This is a genomic window from Pseudofrankia inefficax, assembly GCF_000166135.1.
Lineage (GTDB): Bacteria > Actinomycetota > Actinomycetes > Frankiales > Frankiaceae > Pseudofrankia > Pseudofrankia inefficax.
This window is the reverse complement of the sequence record NC_014666.1, coordinates 6,828,887-6,847,381: the sequence shown is the minus strand read 5'-3', so window position 1 is coordinate 6,847,381 and position 18,495 is coordinate 6,828,887. Positions and strand designations below refer to the sequence as shown.

Sequence of the window (18,495 nt, the reverse complement as noted above, 5' to 3'; positions counted from 1 at the left end):
GGGGACTACGAGGCCGGGCCTGACTTGGCCGCGGGCGCCAGATCCTGGTCCTGGTCGGCGGCCGGCTCAGCCGGCGGGACGGCCGCCGCCTCGTCGACCTCCAGCAGCGACGCGCTGTGCCGTTCGGCCTCGAAGGCGGCGTGGCCGCCACGGACTCCGAACAGCCGCTTGGACGCCACCAGGTAGACGACGGCGCCGATGTTGATGGCCAGTGCCGCGACCCGCAGCCAGGTGATGTGCTCGGTCAGCTCGTACACCTCGAGCGGCAGGAAGATCGAGGTCGCGACGACGGCGAAGTACTCGCCCCACCGCTTGAGCAGCCACAGCCCGACGCCCTCGGCGACCTGGATCGCCGCGTACCCGAACATCAGCACCGCGACGAGCAGCAGCGTCTTCGGCTGCGTGTAGATGAGGTGGCGCAGATGCGTCACGGTCGGGCTGCTGTCGAGGTCCAGGTGCAGCACGTCGGCCAGCGGCTTCGCGGCCGGGAGCGCCCGGTCGAAGAGGTCCTCGGCCTGCGCCTGGGAGTGACGGAACTGGAGGATCGCGTACCCGATCAGGACCAGCAGCACCGCGCGGACCAGCCGTTCGAGCGCCAGCAGGCGCAGCACCATCGCGTCCCGCAGGGCCCGGCCGCGCAGCAGCACCGGCGCCTCGTCCGCCGGCCCGCCACCCAGCGGCTCCCCGATGGTGAAGTCTCCGCAGCGCAGGCAGCGCCAGGCGACGCCGGCCGCGGTCTCGACCCGCAGCCGCGTGGCGAGCTCGGTCTCGTCGGGCCGGTAGGTCACATGGCCCTTACGCGCGCACGTCCGCAGGTTCCATTCCACGGCTCCCGATGCTAGGGAGACCCGGTAACCAGCGCTATCGGGCAGCGTGTCGGCTTGGAGTCAGCGCCTCGCAGCGGGACTCAGCCGGGCAGATCGACCAGCTTGGCCGAGAGGTCCCACAGCTCGCGGGCCAGGTCGGGGTCACGGGCCTGTGCCGGGGTGAGGAACCGGTCCCGTGGCCGGAAACGGTGGAGGTAGGCGCCGTTCACGGTTTCCGGGTCCGGCCGCGTCGCGACGGCGACCAGCGGCTCGGCGCCGTTCGCCGCCGTGGAGGCCTTGCCCACCAGACCGAGTGGCCGGCGGTAGCAGTTGCGCATGATCCAGGCGTCTCGCCCGAACTCGCTGTTGATCAGTCCCGGGTGGACCGCGGTGGCCGTCGGGCCGCCGGGTGCCGCGCGGCGGGCGAGCTCGCGGGCGAACAGGATGTTCATCAGCTTGCTGTCGGCGTAGGCGCGGAACTGGCCGAGAATCCGGGGGAAGCGGTTCAGGTTGGCCAGGTCGATCCGGCCCGCGATGTTGGCGACGCTGCTCGTGATGACGACCCGCGATCCCGGGGTCTCGGTCAGCCGGGGCATCAGCAGGCCGGTCAGCAGGAACGGCGCCAGGTGGTTCACCTGAACCGTCGTCCCGTGGCCGTCGTCCGTCCTGGTGTTCCCGGGGAACAGGCCACCCGCATTGTTGATCAGGACATCGATCCGTGGGCAGAGCTCCGTGACCTCGGCCGCCGCGCGGCGCACGTCCGCGAACCGGGCGAAGTCCGCGACGACCCCGGTCGCGCCGGTCTGCTCCGCCACCGCCGCGGTCTTCACCGGGGACCGGCCCAGGACGATGATCCGCGCACCGAGCGCGGCGAGCTGGCTGGCCGCCGCCGCCCCGATCCCGGCGCTCGCGCCGGTGATGACGACCGTCTTCCCGGCCATCGGCTGGCCGGTCGTCGTCGGATCGGCATTCGGCGTGTCCGCCATCGTTCTCCCTGTTCGGTCGCCCGCGGCCCTAGCTCGGCGTGCAGCATCCCACGGTTGCGGGTGGCGATTCCGGGCGATCCAGGCAGGTGTCGACCGGCGGCCCGCGGGGCCGGCTTCTGCGACGATGCGACGGGTTCGCCCGACTGCGTCGTCGGGCGGCGGGTGGGCGTGAAACTCGGGTGGGAGCAGGACTCGGGTGGGCGCGGGACGGAGTGTGGGGCATGGTGTCGTCGGATTCTGAGTCGCCGGCCAGCTCGGAGCCGCTGACCATCGGCGCGTTGCTGCGCCGGGCCGTCCGGGAGAACGAGACCGGCGAGTACGTCGTCACCCCGACCGACCGGCTCACCTACGCCGAGGCGGACGAACGCTCGGCGCGGGCGGCCCGCTGGCTGCTGGCTGCCGGGGTCGGCAAGGGCAGCCGGGTCGGGCTGTTCTTCACCAACGACACCGACTGGATCACCTGGTGGCTGGCCACCTCCCGGATCGGCGCGCTGGCCGTGCCGCTCAGCACGCTGTACACGCCGGCCGAGATCGCCAAGGTACTGCGGCTGGCCGACGTCAGCCTGCTGGTCGCCCCGCCCCGCGTGCTGAAGATCGACGTCGCGGAGCGGCTCGAGACGGCGTTGCCGGGCCTCGCCGACCAGGCTGCCGGGCGGCTGCGCCTGCCCACCGCTCCCTATCTGCGTTCCCTCGTGCTGACCGGCGACACCGACCGCGACTGGGCGACCCGCTGGGATCCGGAGGGCGACAGCGTGGCCGATGACATGGTGCCCGCGGACGTCCTCGCCGCCGTCGAGAACGAGGTCACCCCGGCCGATCTCGCGATCATGATTCACACCTCCGGCACGACCGCCGACCCGAAGGGCGTGCTGCACACGCACGGCACGATCGTCCGGCAGACGGCCACCTGGCCGACGGCCGTCCGAAGCCTCACCGGGGTGCAGGCGGCGCCGCGCGTCCTGTGCGCGATGCCGTTCTTCTGGATCGGTGGCGTGCTCGCCGCGATGGGCGCGCTGCACGCCCCCGCGACGCTGCTCGTGCTGCCCCGGCTGGAGGCCGGCGCCGCGCTCGACCTGGCCGAACGCGAACGCGCGAACGGCATCGTCGGCTGGCCCGCGTTCACCCAGCAGCTGCGGGAGCACCCCACGTTCGCGGACCGCGACCTGAGCAGCGGGCCGATGATCGCGGGCGGACCGCTCGACCTGGCGATGAGCAACGTTCCCGACGGGTTCCCCACGCACCGGTCGCTGTCCGAGAGCGGCGGCAGTTTCGCGGCCACCGACATCGCGATCGTCGACGAGGCCGGAGTTCCCGTCGCGGCCGGGGCCGTCGGTGAGCTGCTCATCCGCGGCGTCGGCGTGATGGCCGGCTACAACAAGCGCGAACGCGCCGACGTGTTCGACGCCGACGGCTGGTACCACACCGGCGACCAGGTCTACCGCCGGGAGGACGACCCCCGGCTGTTCTACGTGGGGCGGGCCACCGACCTGATCAAGGCAGCCGGGGCGAACGTCTCCCCGCTCGAGGTCGCCGCCGTCGTCGAGGAGTTCCCGGACGTCGCCCAGTGCGTCGTCCTCGGCGTCGCCCACCCGGTCCGCGGCGAGGAGGTCTGCGCGATCGTCGTTCCCACGGCCGAGTCGGTGGACATCGCCTCGCTCACGGCCCGAGCCCGGGCGCAGCTGTCCAGCTACAAGGTGCCCACCCGCTGGATCGTCGCCACCAGCGCCCAGATCCCGACGCTGCCGTCGGGCAAGCTCGACCGCCGCCGGCTCAGCGCCGAGATCGCCGACGGCACGCTGAAGTAGCCGGTACGGCCCGGTGTCCCGCTTCCGCGCTCAGTGCAGATGCCCGGGGTCGAGGCCGTCATGGTCCGTTCCGGGCAGCGGCCAGTCGTCGACCGGGCCGTGGCTGTGCGGGTCGACGTCCAGGACGGGGCCCGGATGCTCGTGGGTCCCGTAGCCGTACGGCGCGTCGAGCCAGTGATAGCCGGCCTCGTCGAACTCCAGCGTGTATTCCGGGCCGAGATGTGTGTATTCCGTGCCCAGCTGGTCGAGCGTCCAGGTCTCGTGGGGCAGGTCGACCGGAGGGACCGGCAGGTCGGTCGGCTCGGCCGTCGGAGGTGGGTCGCTCGGGACCGGGACGTCACCGGGATTCGCGGCGGGGTGGGCCGTGTGCTGATCGTCCTGCTGCTGGGCGTCCTGGTGGTGGTCGGCGAGGTGATGGTCCCAGTACTGCTCCGCCGCCTGCCCGAACTGGATCGCGGAAAGGGCGCCCTCCGCCACCGTGAGCACCCGTTCCCAGTTCGGCCCGCGCCGGTCGGGTGATGGCACCGCGGCGTCCGGGACCAGAATCCACACGTCGGCGGAGAAAGCCCGGTCCGGAATGTCGATGTGCGCCTGCGTCGCCTCGGTCCCGACGGTCGGGGTGTAGCCGTCGGCGATCACGTCGCTGTAGAGCTCGGCCGTGACCGCGAATGCGAGGTCCCGGTCGGGATGGCGGTCCAGGGCGGCCCTGACCTCGGCCGCGCCGACAATCCTGGCCGCCGCCACGACCGCGTTGGCAACATATCCGGTCGCACCGCGCCGGACGACGCCCTGCGCAAGCGCCGCCCGCAGGCGGATCCGATGCGTGCTCGCCTCGTTGGCGACGGTGAGGCCGTCCACGAAGCCGTTCACCAGCCCGGGGACGGCGCGAGCCTCGTCGATACCGGCCGGCAGCACGAGGAGAAATCCGTCGCCCTGTTCCTGTACCGCGCAGGCCCGGTGGTTGATCTGGGCTCGACGGAGCGCCCGGGTGCGCATTTTCGCGAGACTGGTCTGGATGTCGACCTGCCGTCGGTTCGACTGCTCGCTGTAGCGCTCGACGTCGACCATGAGGCAAAGCCGCCTGAATGCGGGCGGTGGAACGCTCATTGAACCTCCACGGTCCGCGCCGCCCGGCCCGAGTTGGCCGGCCCCCCAAACGGCGCACCGGTTGTGAAACCGGTTGTTAGTGACTGTACCGCCGCGCGAGCGCCGTACGTGTTCGAGGTGTGGCTCCCCGTCGGCATTGCCGATCATGAAAGGGGGTTCGACCCCGCCGCGCGGATAGCATCAACGGTCGCGGGCCCTGACCAGCGGCCAAAGAACGGGCCATGACCAGCGGCCAAAGAACGGGCTGTGACGAACGGCCAAGAGCGGGCCCTGACGAACGGCCAAGAGCGGGCTGTGACGAACGGCCAAGAGCGGGCCCTGACGAACGGCGGACATGAAGACCTACGGAGACATCGCCGCCCTGACCGGTCCGGCTCGCCGGCGGTTGCTTGCCCGGCTTCGGGCGGTCGAGCCGGCCGTGACGGGTGTGATCGCCGAGTACGTCCACTTCGTCGACCTGGCCGGCGGCCTCGCGACCGAGGACGAGGCACGGCTGCGTGGGCTGCTCACCTATGGCGAGCCGTTCCACGGCGACCGGGCCGCGGCGGCCACGACGCTGGTCGTGCTTCCCCGGTTCGGGACGATCTCACCGTGGTCGTCGAAGGCGTCCGACATCGCCGCGTCCGCCGGTCTGGCCGCGGTCCGCCGGATCGAGCGCGGGACCGTCTACTACCTGTCCGGTGACGGCCCCGTCGACGCGGGCGCCCTGGCGCCGCTGCTGCACGACCGGATGACCGAGGTCGTCGCGCCGTCAGTCGCCACCGCCGACGCGCTGTTCATCGCCGAGCGCCCGCGTCCCCAGCTCGACGTCGACCTTCTCGGCCGAGGCCCGGCCGCGCTGGACGAGGCCAACAGGACACTGGGGCTCGCGCTCGGCGCGGGTGACATCGCCTACCTCGTCGACCAGTACGGCGCTCTGGGCCGCAACCCGACCGACGTCGAGCTGATGATGTTCGCCCAGGTCAACAGCGAGCACTGCCGGCACAAGGTCTTCAACGCCGCCTGGACGATCGACGGCGAGGCCCAGCCGAAGAGCCTGTTCTCCATGATCAAGAACACGTTCGAGCAGTCGGGCGAGAAGGTGCTGTCCGCCTACTCCGACAACTCCGCCGTGCTGCGCGGTGAGAACGCGCCATGGTTCTACGCCGACCCGGCGACCCATGCCTATGGCCGCCACGAGGGCCCCGCGCACATCCTCGTGAAGGTTGAGACGCACAACCACCCGACCGCGATCGCCCCCGGCCCCGGCTCGGCGACCGGCGTCGGCGGCGAGATCCGCGACGAGGGTGCCACCGGCCGCGGCGCCACCCCGAAGATGGGCCTGTCCGGCTACACCGTGTCCCATCTGCGCATCCCCGGTGACGACTCGCCCTGGGAGGGGCGGGAGGAACGCCCGGACCGGATCTCCGCCCCGCTGGACATCATGGTCGAGGCCCCGCTGGGCGCCTCCGGCTACAACAACGAGTTCGGCCGGCCCAACCTCGCCGGCTACTTCCGGACCTACGAGAGCGACGGCGGCCCCGGCGGCCGGTGGGGCTACCACAAGCCGATCATGATCGCCGGCGGGGTGGGCAACGTCCGGGACTCCCTGGTCCACAAGGACCGGTTGGCGCCGGGCGACCTGGTCGTCGTCCTCGGCGGCCCGGCGATGCTCATCGGCCTCGGAGGCGGCGCGGCGTCCAGCGTGCAGTCCGGCGCAGGCGACGCCGACCTCGACTTCGCGTCCGTGCAGCGCGGCAACGCCGAGATGCAGCGCCGGGCGCAGGAGGTCATCAACGCCTGCTGGGCGCTCGACGAGGCCAACCCGATCGTCTCCATCCACGACGTCGGCGCGGGCGGCTGGTCGAACGCGCTGCCCGAGCTGGTGCACGACTCCGGCCGGGGCGCCGTCTTCGAGCTGCGCGACCTGCCGAACGCGGACGCCGGCATGTCGCCGCTCGCGATCTGGTGCAACGAGGCGCAGGAGCGCTACGTCCTCGGCATCGCCGCGGCCGACCTCGCGGCCTTCACGAAGCTCTGCGAGCGGGAGCGCTGCCCGTTCGCCGTCGTCGGCACGGTGACCGACGAGCCGCGCCTCGTCGTGCGGGACCGACTGTTCGGCGGCTCCGATGACAGGGCAGAGGCGCCCGTCGACGTCCCGATGTCGCTGCTGTTCGGCGAGGCCTCCCGGCAGAGCCGCGCGGCCGCGACCGCCGGCGTCGCGGTGGGCGCCTTCGACGAGACCGGGATCGAGCTGGTCGAGGCCGTCGAGCGGGTGCTGCGGGTGCCGGCCGTCGGGAGCAAGAAGTTCCTCATCACCATCGGCGACCGGACCGTCGGCGGGCACACCGTCCGCGACCAGCTCGTCGGCCCGTGGCAGGTCCCGGTCTCCGACGTCGCCGTCACCGCGGCCGCCTACGGCAGCCGGACCGGCGAGGCACTCGCGATGGGGGAGCGCACCCCGCTGGCGACGGTCAGCGCGCCTGCCGCGGCCCGGATGGCCGTGGGCGAGGCGATCACCAACCTGGCCGCCGCCGCGGTCGGCGACCTGTCCCAGGTCGCGCTGTCGGCCAACTGGATGGCCGCGGTGCAGGTCGACACCCAGCAGGCCGCGCTGTTCGAGGCGGTCCACGCGCTGGGTGAGCAGTTCTGCCCGGCGCTCGGCATCCCGATCCCGGTCGGCAAGGACTCGACGAGCATGCGCACCGTCTGGTCGGACAGCACCGGTGACCACGCGGTCACCTCGCCCGTGTCGTTGATCATCACCGCGGCCGCGCCCGTCGCCGACGTCTCCCGGGTGCTCACCCCGCAGCTCGCCCGGGACGAGACGAGCCGGCTGGTGTTCGTCGACCTGTCCGGCGGCCGGTGTCGGCTCGGCGGTTCGGCGCTCGCCCAGGCCTACAGCCGCGACGGCGCCGCCGAGGTCCCCGACGCCGACGCGGCCACGCTGAAGGCGTTCTTCGCGGCGACCCGGGCACTGGTCGCGGACGGCGAGGTGCTCGCCTACCACGACCGCTCCGACGGCGGCCTGCTCGCGACGCTGGTCGAGATGGCGTTCGCCGGCCGGGTCGGCCTCGACGTCGACCTCGCCGCCCTGCCCGGCACGCTGGTGGGCCGGCTGTTCGCGGAGGAGCTCGGCGCGGTCCTGCAGGTCGCGGGCGCGGGCGTCGAGCGGGTCGCCGCGACGCTCGCCGCCGCCGTCGGCCCAGGCAACGTGCACGTGCTCGGCCGGCCGACCTACCACCAGCGGGTCGTCCTGCGCGACGGCGGCGCGGTCGTCTACGAACGCGGCCGGGCCGAGCTGGAGCGGACCTGGGCGACGACCAGCTACCTCGTCCAGCGGCTGCGCGACAACCCCGAGACCGCCGACCAGGAGTTCGACGCGATCCTCGACGACACCGACCCGGGCATCTCCGAACGGGTCACCTTCGCCCTGGACCGGCGTGCCTACCCGGCCCGGCCGAAGGTCGCGGTGCTGCGCGACGAGGGCGTCAACGGCCAGGTCGAGATGGCCGCCGCGTTCGACGCGGCCGGGTTCGACGCCGTCGACGTCCACATGACCGACCTGCTGGCCGGGACGGTCACCCTCGACGAGTTCCACGTGCTCGCGGCCTGCGGCGGCTTCTCCTATGGCGACGTGCTCGGCGCCGGCCTCGGCTGGGCGAAGTCGATCCTCGCCCACCCCGAGCTGGCCGCCGCGTTCCGCGCCTACTTCCACCGGCCCGACACCCTGACGCTCGGGGTCTGCAACGGCTGCCAGATGGTCGCCGGCCTCGGCGCGCTCATCCCCGGCGCGACCGGCTGGCCGACGCTGCTGGAGAACACCTCCGAACGCTTCGAGGCCCGGGTCTCCAGCCTGCTCATCGAGGACTCGCCGTCGGTGCTGTTCGCCGGGATGGCCGGCTCGGTGCTGGCGGTGCCGGTCGCGCACGGCGAGGGCCGGATGGAGTTCGGCGCGGCCGGCCCAGGCGCCGCGTCGGCCCGCTACGCCGACAACCACGGCAAGCCGACCCAGGAGTACCCGGCGAACCCGAACGGCAGCCCCGGCGCCGTCGCCGCCGTGACCTCGGACGACGGCCGCGTCACGTTGATCATGCCGCACCCCGAGCGGGCGTTCCTGACCCAGCAGCGCTCCTGGCTGCCCCTCGGCGCCGGCCCGGCCGGCGGCGACGACCTGTACGGCCCCTGGCTGCGCCTCTTCCAGAACGCCCGCATCTGGCTCGGCTGACCCCGGCCGGCCAGGCGCCGGCCCGGCCCGGCGCCGGCCGGCGCGAGCCGCCGGTTCCGCGCTTCTTGATCGCCGTTTTGGCCCTCGGGTGGTTGCGATCCGGCGCCCGTGGCAACCACGGGAGGGCCAAAACGGCGATCAAGGTGGCGCCCGGCGGCCGGGCGTCGGGTGGAATGGGCCGGTCGGGCCGTGGACGAGGTAGGCGGCGTCGGCTATATACCTGGTTGAAGCCCCATACCTGGTAGGAGCCCCGCTCCACGTCTGGGAGGTCGGCCGGTGGATTCCCGGAGTTCGCAGGATTCCCAGCGTTCGCAGGATTCCCGGTTCGTGTCCGTTGACGGAGGCCGGCCGTGACGGCGATCGCGGTGGAGCCCGTCGCCCAGGCAGCGCCGCCGAGGTCCAGGCGGCCGCGCTGGATTCGCTCGGCGACCTATGACCTCGGCGTGGCGGCGCTGTGGGTGCCGTTCGCGGCGGTGGCCTGGGCGCTGGCCGACAACGGGCCCGCGGTGCGCTGGCTGGTCGCGGCGACGCTGATGTTCTCCGTCATGCACCAGCCGCTGACGCTGCTGCTCGTCTACGGCGACCGCAAGCAGTTCGCCACCCGACGGGCGATCTTCACGGCGAGCCCGTTCGTACTCGCCGCCCTGGTCGCGTTCGGGATGCTCGTGAGCTTCGCGCTGCTCGCTGTCGTCGCCGCTGTCTGGAACGCCGTGCACACCCTGCAGCAGCGGTACGGCCTGACCAGGATCTACGGCCGCAAGGCACAGGACAGCCACGGGAACGCCGAGCGGCTCCTCCTGTACAGCTGGCTCGTCACCGCCGTCCTCGCCGCCGCGTCGGCCAGAAGCACCGCGGACAAGGTAGCCGTCGCCGGGCTGGGCGGCGTCAACCGCCGGGCGCTCGACCTGCTCACCGACGCCGCCCCGATCGCCCGGATCCTGCTGCCGATCGCGGCCGCGGTCGCCATCGCGGCGCTGGTCCGGTGGGCGCTGGCCGAACACCGCAACCCGAACGCCAACCCGGCGAAGTGGTTCTACGTCGGCTCGACCCTGGTCATGATCCTGCTGGTGGCCGTCAACCCGCTGGTCGGCTTCATCGCCTACGTCGGCTCCCACGCGGCCGAGTACTTCCTGGTCGTCCACCACCATCTCGAAGGCCGCTACCGGCCGAAGCCGAAGGCGGGCGAGCCGGTCGACGTCCGAACCGGGCCGGTCGCCGCGGTCGTGCGCTCCCCGGCCGGCCGGACCGGTTTCCTCGCCGCCTACCTCGCCGGAATCGGCGCCATCCTGGTGGGCCTGACGGCCGCGGGCTACCCCTACTTCACACTGTTCGTGCTGATCGCCGGCGGCCTGCACCTCTTCTACGACGGCCTCATCTGGAAGCTGCGCCGTCCCGACGTCGGCCGCGGCTTCGGCATCCCCAACACGCAGGCGCCGAGCTCCGGCGCGTCGGGCTGAATGGTCCGCACGGGTCACCCCATGGCCGGCTGGCCTCGGGGAGTGTCACGTCGCCGGATGGACGGCCTGGTCGTGGAGAAAACCATCCACCACCTGCTCTCCGCCACCTCAGGGCTGGCCACCCCGGATGAGAACGTGCGACACATCTTCCAGAGCCGGGAGGAGGTGCACGCGTACTACGAACAATGGGCCCGACAGTCGAAACTGGTGGCCGCGCCCGGCACTCCTACCGACCACGCCGGTGCCGAGGCGACCATCCCCGCGCTGGTCGTGGAGGCCGCTGCGGCATGCTGACCGGTGGTTTCGCGGTCACGGGGCTGAGCCTGGGGAGGCACACGGTGCGCAGGAGTCCGACCTGGAGTTCGGAGTCGTCGTGAGCGACCACGTGACCGGACGTTCCAGGGAGACCGAGCGCCTGCCCGTCCTGGTGCTGATGGGGGTCTCGGGCTGTGGCAAGTCCACTGTCGCCGCGATGCTCTCCGGACGGCTGGGCTGGCCGTTCGCCGAGGGTGACGATCTGCATCCGCGGGCGAACGTCGAGAAGATGGCCGCCGGCCACCCGCTGACCGATCTTGACCGCTGGCCCTGGCTGCTGCGCGTCCGCGGCTGGATTCACGACCGGATCGAGGCCGGCGAGCCCGGTGTGATCACCTGTTCGGCGCTGCGCCGGTCCTACCGCGACGTGCTGCGCGGCCGGGCCGTCGACGGCTCCGGACCGGCCGCGGCCGCGGACGTCGCCGCGGGTGCCGGCAGCGGCGCCGAACTGTTCGTCTACCTGCGGGGCTCCCGCGCGGTCATCGGGCAGCGGCTGGCCGCCCGCCACGGTCATTTCATGCCGCCGGGCCTGCTCGACTCGCAGTTCGCCACGCTGGAGGAGCCGGGGCCGGACGAGAACCGGCTGACCGTCGACATCGGCCCGGAGCCGGCGGAGGTCGTCCAGACGGTCGTCGACAAGCTTGGCCTCGCCGGCCCGCGGCAGGCGGCAGGCGCCCGATGAACGCCACGATCGCGGCCGCCGCCGGAACGGCCGCGAACTCGCCCTGGACCGGCACGACACCCGGCTGATCACTGTGGCCGGATGCCTGCGACCCAGGACGCCCGGCGACGTCCGATTCGTTCGTTTTCTGGGCGGTAGTCCCTACCAAGGTCGGCCGCGTCGTCCGTGGAATGATGGTTCCGCGATGGATACCTGGGGATATCGCAGAGAGTAAAGGTTGCCGGAACCGGGAGCGAGATTCTACTTCCAGGCGAATTGGGGGTGGTGGGAATTATCTCCGGGAGAATCATCAGAGGCAACTGTTTTCGGAAGGCAGTAGGCGTCGTCGTTATTGGCGCTCTCGCTCTGCTCGTCGGCCTGCTCAGTGCCTGCGGCGGTGGCGACAAAGTCATCGTGGTTCCAGGACCGAGCGGTCCGGCTGGGTCGCCAGGCGCGCCGGGGGCGCCTGGACAGCCGGGCGCGCCGGGAACGTCCGGCCAACCGGCACCGCAGGTTCCGAGTAGCTCCCCACCAGCCGGTAGCGTCGACGGCAGAAGCAGCCCGATACTCGCGTACTATCCCGTGATGGACAATCCTGACGGCTCAGTCGCTACCGTTTATATCAAGATCAGGCCCACTCTGAACGCGCCGGTCGTTGCAACAGTATCAACAGGGGACATGCTTGGCCTGGTTGGACATGGCAATGGCGACGCGGTTACCCGCAACAGCACCAGCACCTTGTGGGACTACGTGCGATACAACGGGCAGGATGGGTGGATCTCCGACAATTGGTTTAACACTGGAAGCAGCCAGCCTCTCGGCCCGTCGGTCACTCCTTGACCGTAGGGCGCCCGATTTCCAGCCACCTCTGGTCACCACCTTCGACTCAGCTGATCGGACCGTGCCGGCCGACGGCGAACGCGCGGCGCCGGTGTCACGCCACGCTGCTGGCGCTGGCGATCGAGACCAGCTCGCTGTTCCTCGCCCGTGTGAACGACGCCGGCTTGCCGCCTACTAGTGCCGCCTCCGGCAAGGTTCGCCCGTTTCCGGCGTCCCCATGATCGGCGTTTCGGCCTTCCGGTGGCTGTTACCGGGTCTGTTTCAGAGCCACCAGAGGGTGAAAACGGCGATCAACGTGACGGGCAGACCGGCGGACCTCGGCGGTCACGGCACTAGGTCACGGCTCCCGCCGGTCGGGACAGCTGACTGGGGACCCGGAAGGCGACGTCGTGCAGCAGGCGGGTCTGACCGAGGTCGATCGCCGGTGACGAAAAAGTGATCTCGGTCGGGACCGTCATGAGCTCGGGCACCACGGGCAGCGGGTAGTCCGGGAACGACGGCGGCGGGCCCGGGATCAGCGTGATCCGCGGACCGTTCACCGCGCCGAGGTTCAGCCGGACCTCCCGGCACACGTCGACCCGGCGGACCCGCTCGCCGTCCAGCCAGGTCCCGTTCGCGCTGATGTCCAGGACCGACCAGCCGTGCTCGGTCTGCCTCACCATCAGGTGCCGCCGGGACACCCGGGCGTCGGTGAGGCGCAGGTCGGCAGCGGACCCGCGGCCGATGACGAACGGCCGGTCCACGGGCACCATGGCGACCTCTGCCCCATGGCGGACCATCAGCTCCTCGGACACCCGTATCGACCTCCGTCCCGCCTCCGCACCGATTGTCCCAGCACCCCTGTCGAGAGTCGCCCCGCGGGGCACTAGCGGACCGGAGCTTAGAAAGTCGCTTACTGTCGCCAACCCGACTCGCCCGAGGGGCAACGTCGCGTGCGGGCCTGCGGGCTGGGTACACGAACCGTGATGAACGAGCGGCCGCAGGTGTGGGGGAGCCAGACCGACGGGGTCGGGCGGGGCGTCGGCGATCTCTACCGGGCGCTGACCGCCCTCGGGGTCGGGATCTTCGACTGGGACGTCGCGACCGACCGGATGTTCTACGACCAGGCGGCGGCCCGGTTGCTGGGGTTCGGCGATCGTCCCGGATCCGTGTCGCCGCAGGACGCGATGGCGACGGTCCACCCGGACGACCGGCCGGCGCTGATCCGGGCCCGCGACGCGGCCCTGCGGAACGAGAACACGTTCCTTGAGGAGTACCGCGTCGTCAGCACCGATGGCTCGGTGACCTGGGTGCAGACACGAGCCCGGTTGCTGCGCGAGGGGCCTGATGGCAGAGCGAGGGTGATCGGGCTCTGCACGGACCGGACGCCGGATCGGACCGTACGGGACCGGGTCGCCCGGGCACTCGACCACATGGGCGACATCGTCCTGGTGCTGGACGAGACGGACACGATCGTGCACGCCAACATCCAGGCGATTCGACAGTTCGAGCTGCCACGCGACGACATGGTCGGCAAGCCGGCGGCTGATCTGCTGCTGCCCCCGGTGCGTGAGCATGTCGCGGCGATCCGCCGTCGGCGCACCGAACCGACCACCGAGGAGTCTCGGCCCGAGCCGGTCCTCGAGATCGAGGCGACCGATCCGGACGGCGCCTGGTGGGCGGTCCGGACGTTCCCGATCCCGGACGGCCTCGTCGTGGCGATGCGCAACGTCGACGCTCGCCACCGCGCGGACGCGGAACGCAAGGCGCTGATCGGCTCGCTGTCCTCCGCGCTGCGCCGCTCCCGGCAGCTGCTCGACGCCACGGTCGAGCTCGGCCAGGTCATGACCGTCGACGAGCTGTGCGATGTCGCGGCCCACGCGGCGCAGGCCGACCTGGGTGTGCTGTTCGTCGGGCTGGTGCTGCTGGAGGAGGACGGGCCGCCGCGGGTGCACTGCCGGCCGAACTCCAGGTTCCTCACCGAGGCCTGGCGCCGGATGCCGGCGTTCGGCCCGGCCTCCACCGACCAGGTGCTGCGTACCGGCCGGCCGCGGTTCGACAACGACCGGAAGAGCTACCTGCGCGACTACCCCGACCGCGGGCCCAACCTCGACGCGATGAGCATCGACGCCCTGGCCAGCCTGCCGCTGATCGTGTCCGGCCGCCCGATCGGCCTCATGGTGCTCGGCTGGCCCGAGCCGCAGGCGTTCGAGGAGGACGAACGACGGTTCCTGCTCACGCTCGTCGGGCCGTTCGCCCAGGCGTTGGAACGCGCCCGCCTGTATGAGCGGCAGATGTCGACGGTGGAGACCCTGCAGCGGGCCGTGCTGCCGCAGACGCTGCCCGATCTCGGTGGTGTCCGGCTCGCGGCCCGGTACCTCCCCGCCGGCCGTGACCTCGGGATCGGCGGCGACTGGTACGACGCGACCATGCTGTCCGACGGCACGCTGAGCCTCGTCGTCGGCGACGTCGGCGGCCACGGGCTACGAGCCGTGTCGACGATGGCCGAGCTGCGGCACGCCGCCCGGGCCTACGCGCTGCAACTGCGGACGCCGGCCGATATCACCACCCAGCTGTCGGCCAACCTGGGCAGCCGGTCCGACGAGATGCTCGCCACCGCCGTCGTCGCCGACCTCTGCCCGGCCACCGGCCTCCTGAACTGGTCCTGCGCCGGCCACCCGCCACCGCTGCTCGTGCGGGCCGCGGCGGGCGTCGGCGCGAGCTTTCTCGAGCAGGTCAACGGCCCGATCCTCGGCGTCGACGCGGGCGCCAGCTACGGCCAGAACAGCCTCCAGCTGGAACCGGGCGACCAGTTGCTGCTGTTCACCGACGGCCTGGTCGAACGCCGGGGCCGGTCGCTGACGACCCAGCTCGCGGCGCTGGCCGAGGCCGCCGTGACCGTGCCGGCCGTCTACCGGAACGACCCCGACGGACTCTGCGACCACATCCTGCACGCGGTGGCACCGGTCGACCGCGAGGACGACCTGTGCCTGCTGGCGGTCGCGATGACCTGACCGCCGGCCCCGCTCAGGGCTCCGGCTGGACGGCGGGCGTGCGCCCGTAGCCGAACCTGCCGGCCCGCCTGAGGAACTCGGGGGAGTTCATCAGGCCGGTGACCAGGAGCCGGTCGATGTTCCGGGCGGCGGTGCGGTCGGAGATGTCGGCGTACATGTCGACGGCCAGCTTCGCGACGCCGAGCACCTCCGGCGGGATCTTCGTCAGGTCCCGGCAGAACGCGTAGACCTCGTCCAGGAACGTCTCGGCCGGGAAGATGTCGTGCACCAGGCCGATCTGCTTGGCCTGCTCGGCGCCGACCCGGCGGCCGGCCATCGCCATCCACTTGCCCCAGGCCGGGCCGACCAGCCTGGTCAGCCGGCTGGTGCCGCCGCTGCCCGCGAGCATCCCCATGTGGACCTCGGGCACCCCGAACTCGGCCTCCGGCGTACAGAACCGGAAGTCGCAGCTCACCGCCATCTCGACCCCGGCCCCCAGGGAGATCCCGTTCACGGCCACGATGATCGGCTTCTCGATGGACTCGAACTCGTCGTAGAGCAGGTGGTGGCTGCGGTAGTTGCGCCGGAAGTTCCAGCCGGGGTGCAGATGCTCGGTCTCGGGGTTCGCCGGCCGGTTGCCCACCCCGGCCGACAGGTCGACCCCTGCGGTGAAGTAGGGGCCGACGCCCGTGATCACGAGGCAGCGCAGATCGTCGCGATCGCCCAGCATGGTCGCGGCCTGCCAGAGCAGCTCGGTGATCTGCGGGCTGATCAGATTGCGCTTGCGCTGCCGGTCGATGGTCAGGGTGAGGATGCCGTCCTGCTCGGTCAGCCGGGCGTGCTCCTCCGTGCCTGCCGTGGGCGACTCGGCGGTCTGGCGGTCCTGGGCGCTCACGGTTCTCCCTGGTGGTTCGAGCCGGCGCGGCGAGAGGGGATGGCTGATCCCGGGACGTCTCCCGGGTGCCGTGTCCCGACTGGTGCGCGTCGTATCAAGTATTCGTTATACGTACCCCATTGTGCCGGCTCGGCCCACCCGCCGCCCGCTACCCGGCGACCGGCGGGCTGGCCAGCGTGGTCAGTGTCTCCTGCGCGAGCGCGGTCAGCGTCGCCGGCGCCTCGGTGCCGGCGCCCGCCGCGACCTCCAGCGTGATCCGGACGTCCTTGCGCAGCAGCCCTTCGGCGCCGCGCAGCCCGGACAGATCGAAGCCGGACGCGGCCAGGATGCCCGCGGCCCGGGAGCCACCGGTGCCGCCCGCCAGCACCTGCGCGGCGAGGGCCCGGTCGATGCCGAGCCGGTCGGCGAACGCGAACGTGTCCAGCGCGAGCCCCACCTGCGCGGTGAACACGAAGTTGTTCAGCAGCTTGGCCACCTGGCCGCTGCCGAGCGGGCCCAGGTGCAGCAGCGGGTCCGCGAACGTCTCCAGCACCGGGCGGGCACGGGCCACGTCCTCGTCCGTGCCGCCGACCATCACCGACAGCCGACCCACGGACGCCGCGGGGGCGCCGCCGCTGACCGGGGCGTCGATCACCGCGACCCCACGGTCGGCGGCCGCGTCCGCGATCAGCCGGCAGGTGTCCGGGTGGATCGTCGAGTGCAGCATCAGCAGGCCGCCCGCGTCCATGCCGGCGAGCACGCCGTCCGGGCGCAACAGCACGTCGGTCACGTCCGCGTCGGCTACGACGCAGATCCCGACGATGTCGCTGGCGGCGCCGAGCTCGGCCGGCGTCGCCGCCGTCGTCGCGGCCGTGTCCGCGAACGGCTCGACCGCCGCCGCGCGCCGCGCCCAGATCGTCAGCGGGAAGCCGGCGTCCACGATGCGTCGTGCCATCGGCTGGCCCTGGCTGCCCAGCCCGATGAATCCGACCTTCGTCATCGGCCCTGTCCTCTCACGTCGCACGTCTCTTCGCGATCGGCACGTCCGCGCGGCTGGCGCGGGCGTCTCACGGCGGAGCCGCTCCGCCCTGCCTACCGCGCGGTCACCGCTTCGCGCATCCGAACCGGCGCGCCTGGGGCCCGGGCGCCGGTGGTCGGGCCGGTCCGTACGCTGCGGCGGCCTCGACGGTGTGCGGGAGATCATGCCCGGCGGGGCCTGCGCGGCCCGACGCCAGGGCGAGACGGCCGGGCCGCCTCGTGTGCCCTCTTGGGATGTTTTGTCGGCGTACCGGCATTCCCAGGACCGCGTGCCCGGTCGATGATGAGAAGGGATCCCCTAACGACAGGTGTGCCGTGTCCGAGTCCAGCTGGCCGTTGCCCGAACCAACGTCGCGGCCCGAACCACCGTCGCGGCCCGCGCCGCCCGCGAGCCCGCCGCCCGCCGAGGCGGCGCCCCAGGCGTCCGCGCCCGGGTTCGAGGACGACGAGGACGACGACGGCGACGTCACCCAGGTCCTGCCGCCCCAGCTGAAGCCACCGCCCACGCTTGCCTCCCCGGCGCAGCCGGCCCCGCAGCAGGCGCCGGCCCCCCAGGCGACCCCGCGGTACGCTCCGGCCCCGACCGGGCCGGAGGGATCCCCGGCGCCGCTCGCACCCCCGACGGGCCTGACAGGGCCGGCACCGGCGACTCAGGGCGCTCCGGCTCAGCCGGCGCCGTATCCGGGCCCGCAGGCGGCCCCACCGCCCCAGCCGATGCCGGAGGGCACCCCCTGGCCGCAGGGATATCCGCCGGCGCAGCCAACGCCGTGGCCGCAGAGCACGCCGTGGCCCGCGAGTCAGCCGCCGGCCGCCCCCGGTGCCTGGCCGTCACAGCGGCCGGCGGCCGCGGCGGACCGTGGCCCGCGGATCCGGGCGCTGCCGGTGTTCGACCAGATCGTCGTCGGCGTCGCCGGTGTCCTGGTCCTGGTGGCGGTCGTGCTGACCGCGATCGCGCCGGTCTACCCGCCGCGGGGCCGGGCGCAGAAGCTCCTCGACGCCCGGATCCATCCGCCGGCGGCCGTCACGTCGACGCAGCCGACCCCGAGCGGGTCGCCGGCGGCCGGTCCCGACGAACTGCCCGCCGAGCTGCGCGGCACCTGGACCGGCAACGTGACCCAGAAGGACCCGGCGCACGAGTTCAACACGACCTACCCGGTGACCCTGGTGCTGCGTGGCGGATCGATCGGCCAGGTGGTCGGCACCTCCAACTATCCGACCATTCCCTGCTCCGGCGACCTGCTGCTGAACCAGGGCGGAAACGCCGTCCAGGTGACCGAGCACATCGTGGGTGGCACGAACTGCTCCGACACCGCGTTGTCGCTCACACTCGACGGGAACGGCAATCTCGTTTACCACTTCGACGACGTCGGCGACGGCACCGGCGACGGGGTTCTCACCAAGCAGCGGTGACCGTCGGGGCGGGAACG

The 18,495-nt window shown here is 72.2% G+C and carries 14 protein-coding genes; 8 read left to right on the top strand and 6 right to left on the bottom strand.

All coding sequences use genetic code 11. From position 1 onward, the window contains the following. Positions 1 to 5: 5 nt before the first annotated feature. On the bottom strand, positions 6 to 827 hold the full coding sequence (locus FRAEUI1C_RS27750; RefSeq protein WP_049807007.1) for a DUF2127 domain-containing protein: 822 nt from the start codon (positions 825 to 827) through the stop codon (positions 6 to 8). 80 nt (positions 828 to 907) lie between these two features. Then, positions 908 to 1,792 (bottom strand): SDR family NAD(P)-dependent oxidoreductase, encoded by an 885-nt coding sequence (locus FRAEUI1C_RS27745; RefSeq protein WP_013426686.1) that lies wholly within the window; start codon positions 1,790 to 1,792, stop codon positions 908 to 910. Positions 1,793 to 2,013: 221 nt separating this feature from the next. Between FRAEUI1C_RS27745 and FRAEUI1C_RS27740 the strand changes: the two genes are divergently transcribed. Then, positions 2,014 to 3,597, top strand: coding sequence for a class I adenylate-forming enzyme family protein (locus tag FRAEUI1C_RS27740; RefSeq protein WP_013426685.1), 1,584 nt, complete (start codon positions 2,014 to 2,016; stop codon positions 3,595 to 3,597). 30 nt (positions 3,598 to 3,627) lie between these two features. Here the strand turns inward: FRAEUI1C_RS27740 and FRAEUI1C_RS27735 are convergent, their stop codons facing one another. Further along, positions 3,628 to 4,665: a hypothetical protein gene (locus tag FRAEUI1C_RS27735; protein WP_041259667.1), complete on the bottom strand. Its 1,038-nt coding sequence runs from the start codon at positions 4,663 to 4,665 to the stop codon at positions 3,628 to 3,630. A gap of 373 nt (positions 4,666 to 5,038) precedes the next feature. Between FRAEUI1C_RS27735 and purL the strand changes: the two genes are divergently transcribed. The 5 genes from purL to FRAEUI1C_RS40470 all read left to right on the top strand — a co-directional run bounded on the left by purL (position 5,039) and on the right by FRAEUI1C_RS40470 (position 12,184). Continuing rightward, a complete protein-coding gene (gene purL / locus FRAEUI1C_RS27730) occupies positions 5,039 to 8,911 on the top strand; it encodes a phosphoribosylformylglycinamidine synthase (protein ID WP_013426683.1) in 3,873 nt (1,290 codons plus the stop codon). 350 nt (positions 8,912 to 9,261) lie between these two features. After that, entirely contained in the window at positions 9,262 to 10,368 is a 1,107-nt protein-coding gene (locus FRAEUI1C_RS27725; RefSeq protein ID WP_013426682.1) for a hypothetical protein, read from the top strand. A 57-nt stretch (positions 10,369 to 10,425) separates the two neighbouring features. Then, positions 10,426 to 10,662 (top strand): serine hydrolase family protein, encoded by a 237-nt coding sequence (locus FRAEUI1C_RS27720; RefSeq protein WP_041259666.1) that lies wholly within the window; start codon positions 10,426 to 10,428, stop codon positions 10,660 to 10,662. 79 nt (positions 10,663 to 10,741) lie between these two features. Continuing rightward, the gene (locus tag FRAEUI1C_RS27715; RefSeq protein WP_013426681.1) at positions 10,742 to 11,365 is read left to right on the top strand and encodes a gluconokinase; all 624 of its coding nucleotides are present in this window, start codon (positions 10,742 to 10,744) and stop codon (positions 11,363 to 11,365) included. A gap of 564 nt (positions 11,366 to 11,929) precedes the next feature. Beyond that, positions 11,930 to 12,184 (top strand): SH3 domain-containing protein, encoded by a 255-nt coding sequence (locus FRAEUI1C_RS40470; protein ID WP_198318639.1) that lies wholly within the window; start codon positions 11,930 to 11,932, stop codon positions 12,182 to 12,184. A gap of 332 nt (positions 12,185 to 12,516) precedes the next feature. Here the strand turns inward: FRAEUI1C_RS40470 and FRAEUI1C_RS27710 are convergent, their stop codons facing one another. After that, complete coding sequence (locus tag FRAEUI1C_RS27710) at positions 12,517 to 12,978, bottom strand: FHA domain-containing protein (RefSeq protein WP_049807006.1); 462 nt, start codon at positions 12,976 to 12,978, stop codon at positions 12,517 to 12,519. 171 nt (positions 12,979 to 13,149) lie between these two features. Here FRAEUI1C_RS27710 and FRAEUI1C_RS36715 point away from each other — a divergent pair, with 171 nt between their 5' ends. Further along, positions 13,150 to 15,177 carry a SpoIIE family protein phosphatase gene (locus FRAEUI1C_RS36715; protein WP_013426679.1) on the top strand — a complete coding sequence of 676 codons (2,028 nt, stop codon included), beginning with the start codon at positions 13,150 to 13,152 and terminating at the stop codon, positions 15,175 to 15,177. Between the two features lie 13 nt (positions 15,178 to 15,190). Here FRAEUI1C_RS36715 and FRAEUI1C_RS27700 read toward each other — a convergent pair whose 3' ends face one another. Further along, complete coding sequence (locus tag FRAEUI1C_RS27700) at positions 15,191 to 16,051, bottom strand: enoyl-CoA hydratase/isomerase family protein (RefSeq protein ID WP_013426678.1); 861 nt, start codon at positions 16,049 to 16,051, stop codon at positions 15,191 to 15,193. A 148-nt stretch (positions 16,052 to 16,199) separates the two neighbouring features. Further along, complete coding sequence (locus FRAEUI1C_RS27695; RefSeq protein ID WP_013426677.1) at positions 16,200 to 17,030, bottom strand: NAD(P)-dependent oxidoreductase; 831 nt, start codon at positions 17,028 to 17,030, stop codon at positions 16,200 to 16,202. 353 nt (positions 17,031 to 17,383) lie between these two features. Between FRAEUI1C_RS27695 and FRAEUI1C_RS27690 the strand changes: the two genes are divergently transcribed. After that, positions 17,384 to 18,478 carry a hypothetical protein gene (locus FRAEUI1C_RS27690; protein ID WP_013426676.1) on the top strand — a complete coding sequence of 365 codons (1,095 nt, stop codon included), beginning with the start codon at positions 17,384 to 17,386 and terminating at the stop codon, positions 18,476 to 18,478. Positions 18,479 to 18,495: the final 17 nt, after the last annotated feature.

What these genes read in the sequence shown, in the direction of transcription:
- FRAEUI1C_RS27745 (WP_013426686.1), bottom strand. Translation starts at nt 1,792, where the DNA reads ATGGCGGACACGCCGAATGCCGATCCGACGACGACCGGCCAGCCGATG.
- FRAEUI1C_RS27740 (WP_013426685.1), top strand. Translation starts at nt 2,014, where the DNA reads ATGGTGTCGTCGGATTCTGAGTCGCCGGCCAGCTCGGAGCCGCTGACC.
- FRAEUI1C_RS27735 (WP_041259667.1), bottom strand. Translation starts at nt 4,665, where the DNA reads ATGGTCGACGTCGAGCGCTACAGCGAGCAGTCGAACCGACGGCAGGTC.
- purL (WP_013426683.1), top strand. Translation starts at nt 5,039, where the DNA reads ATGAAGACCTACGGAGACATCGCCGCCCTGACCGGTCCGGCTCGCCGG.
- FRAEUI1C_RS27720 (WP_041259666.1), top strand. Translation starts at nt 10,426, where the DNA reads ATGGACGGCCTGGTCGTGGAGAAAACCATCCACCACCTGCTCTCCGCC.
- FRAEUI1C_RS40470 (WP_198318639.1), top strand. Translation starts at nt 11,930, where the DNA reads ATGGACAATCCTGACGGCTCAGTCGCTACCGTTTATATCAAGATCAGG.
- FRAEUI1C_RS36715 (WP_013426679.1), top strand. Translation starts at nt 13,150, where the DNA reads ATGAACGAGCGGCCGCAGGTGTGGGGGAGCCAGACCGACGGGGTCGGG.
- FRAEUI1C_RS27695 (WP_013426677.1), bottom strand. Translation starts at nt 17,030, where the DNA reads ATGACGAAGGTCGGATTCATCGGGCTGGGCAGCCAGGGCCAGCCGATG.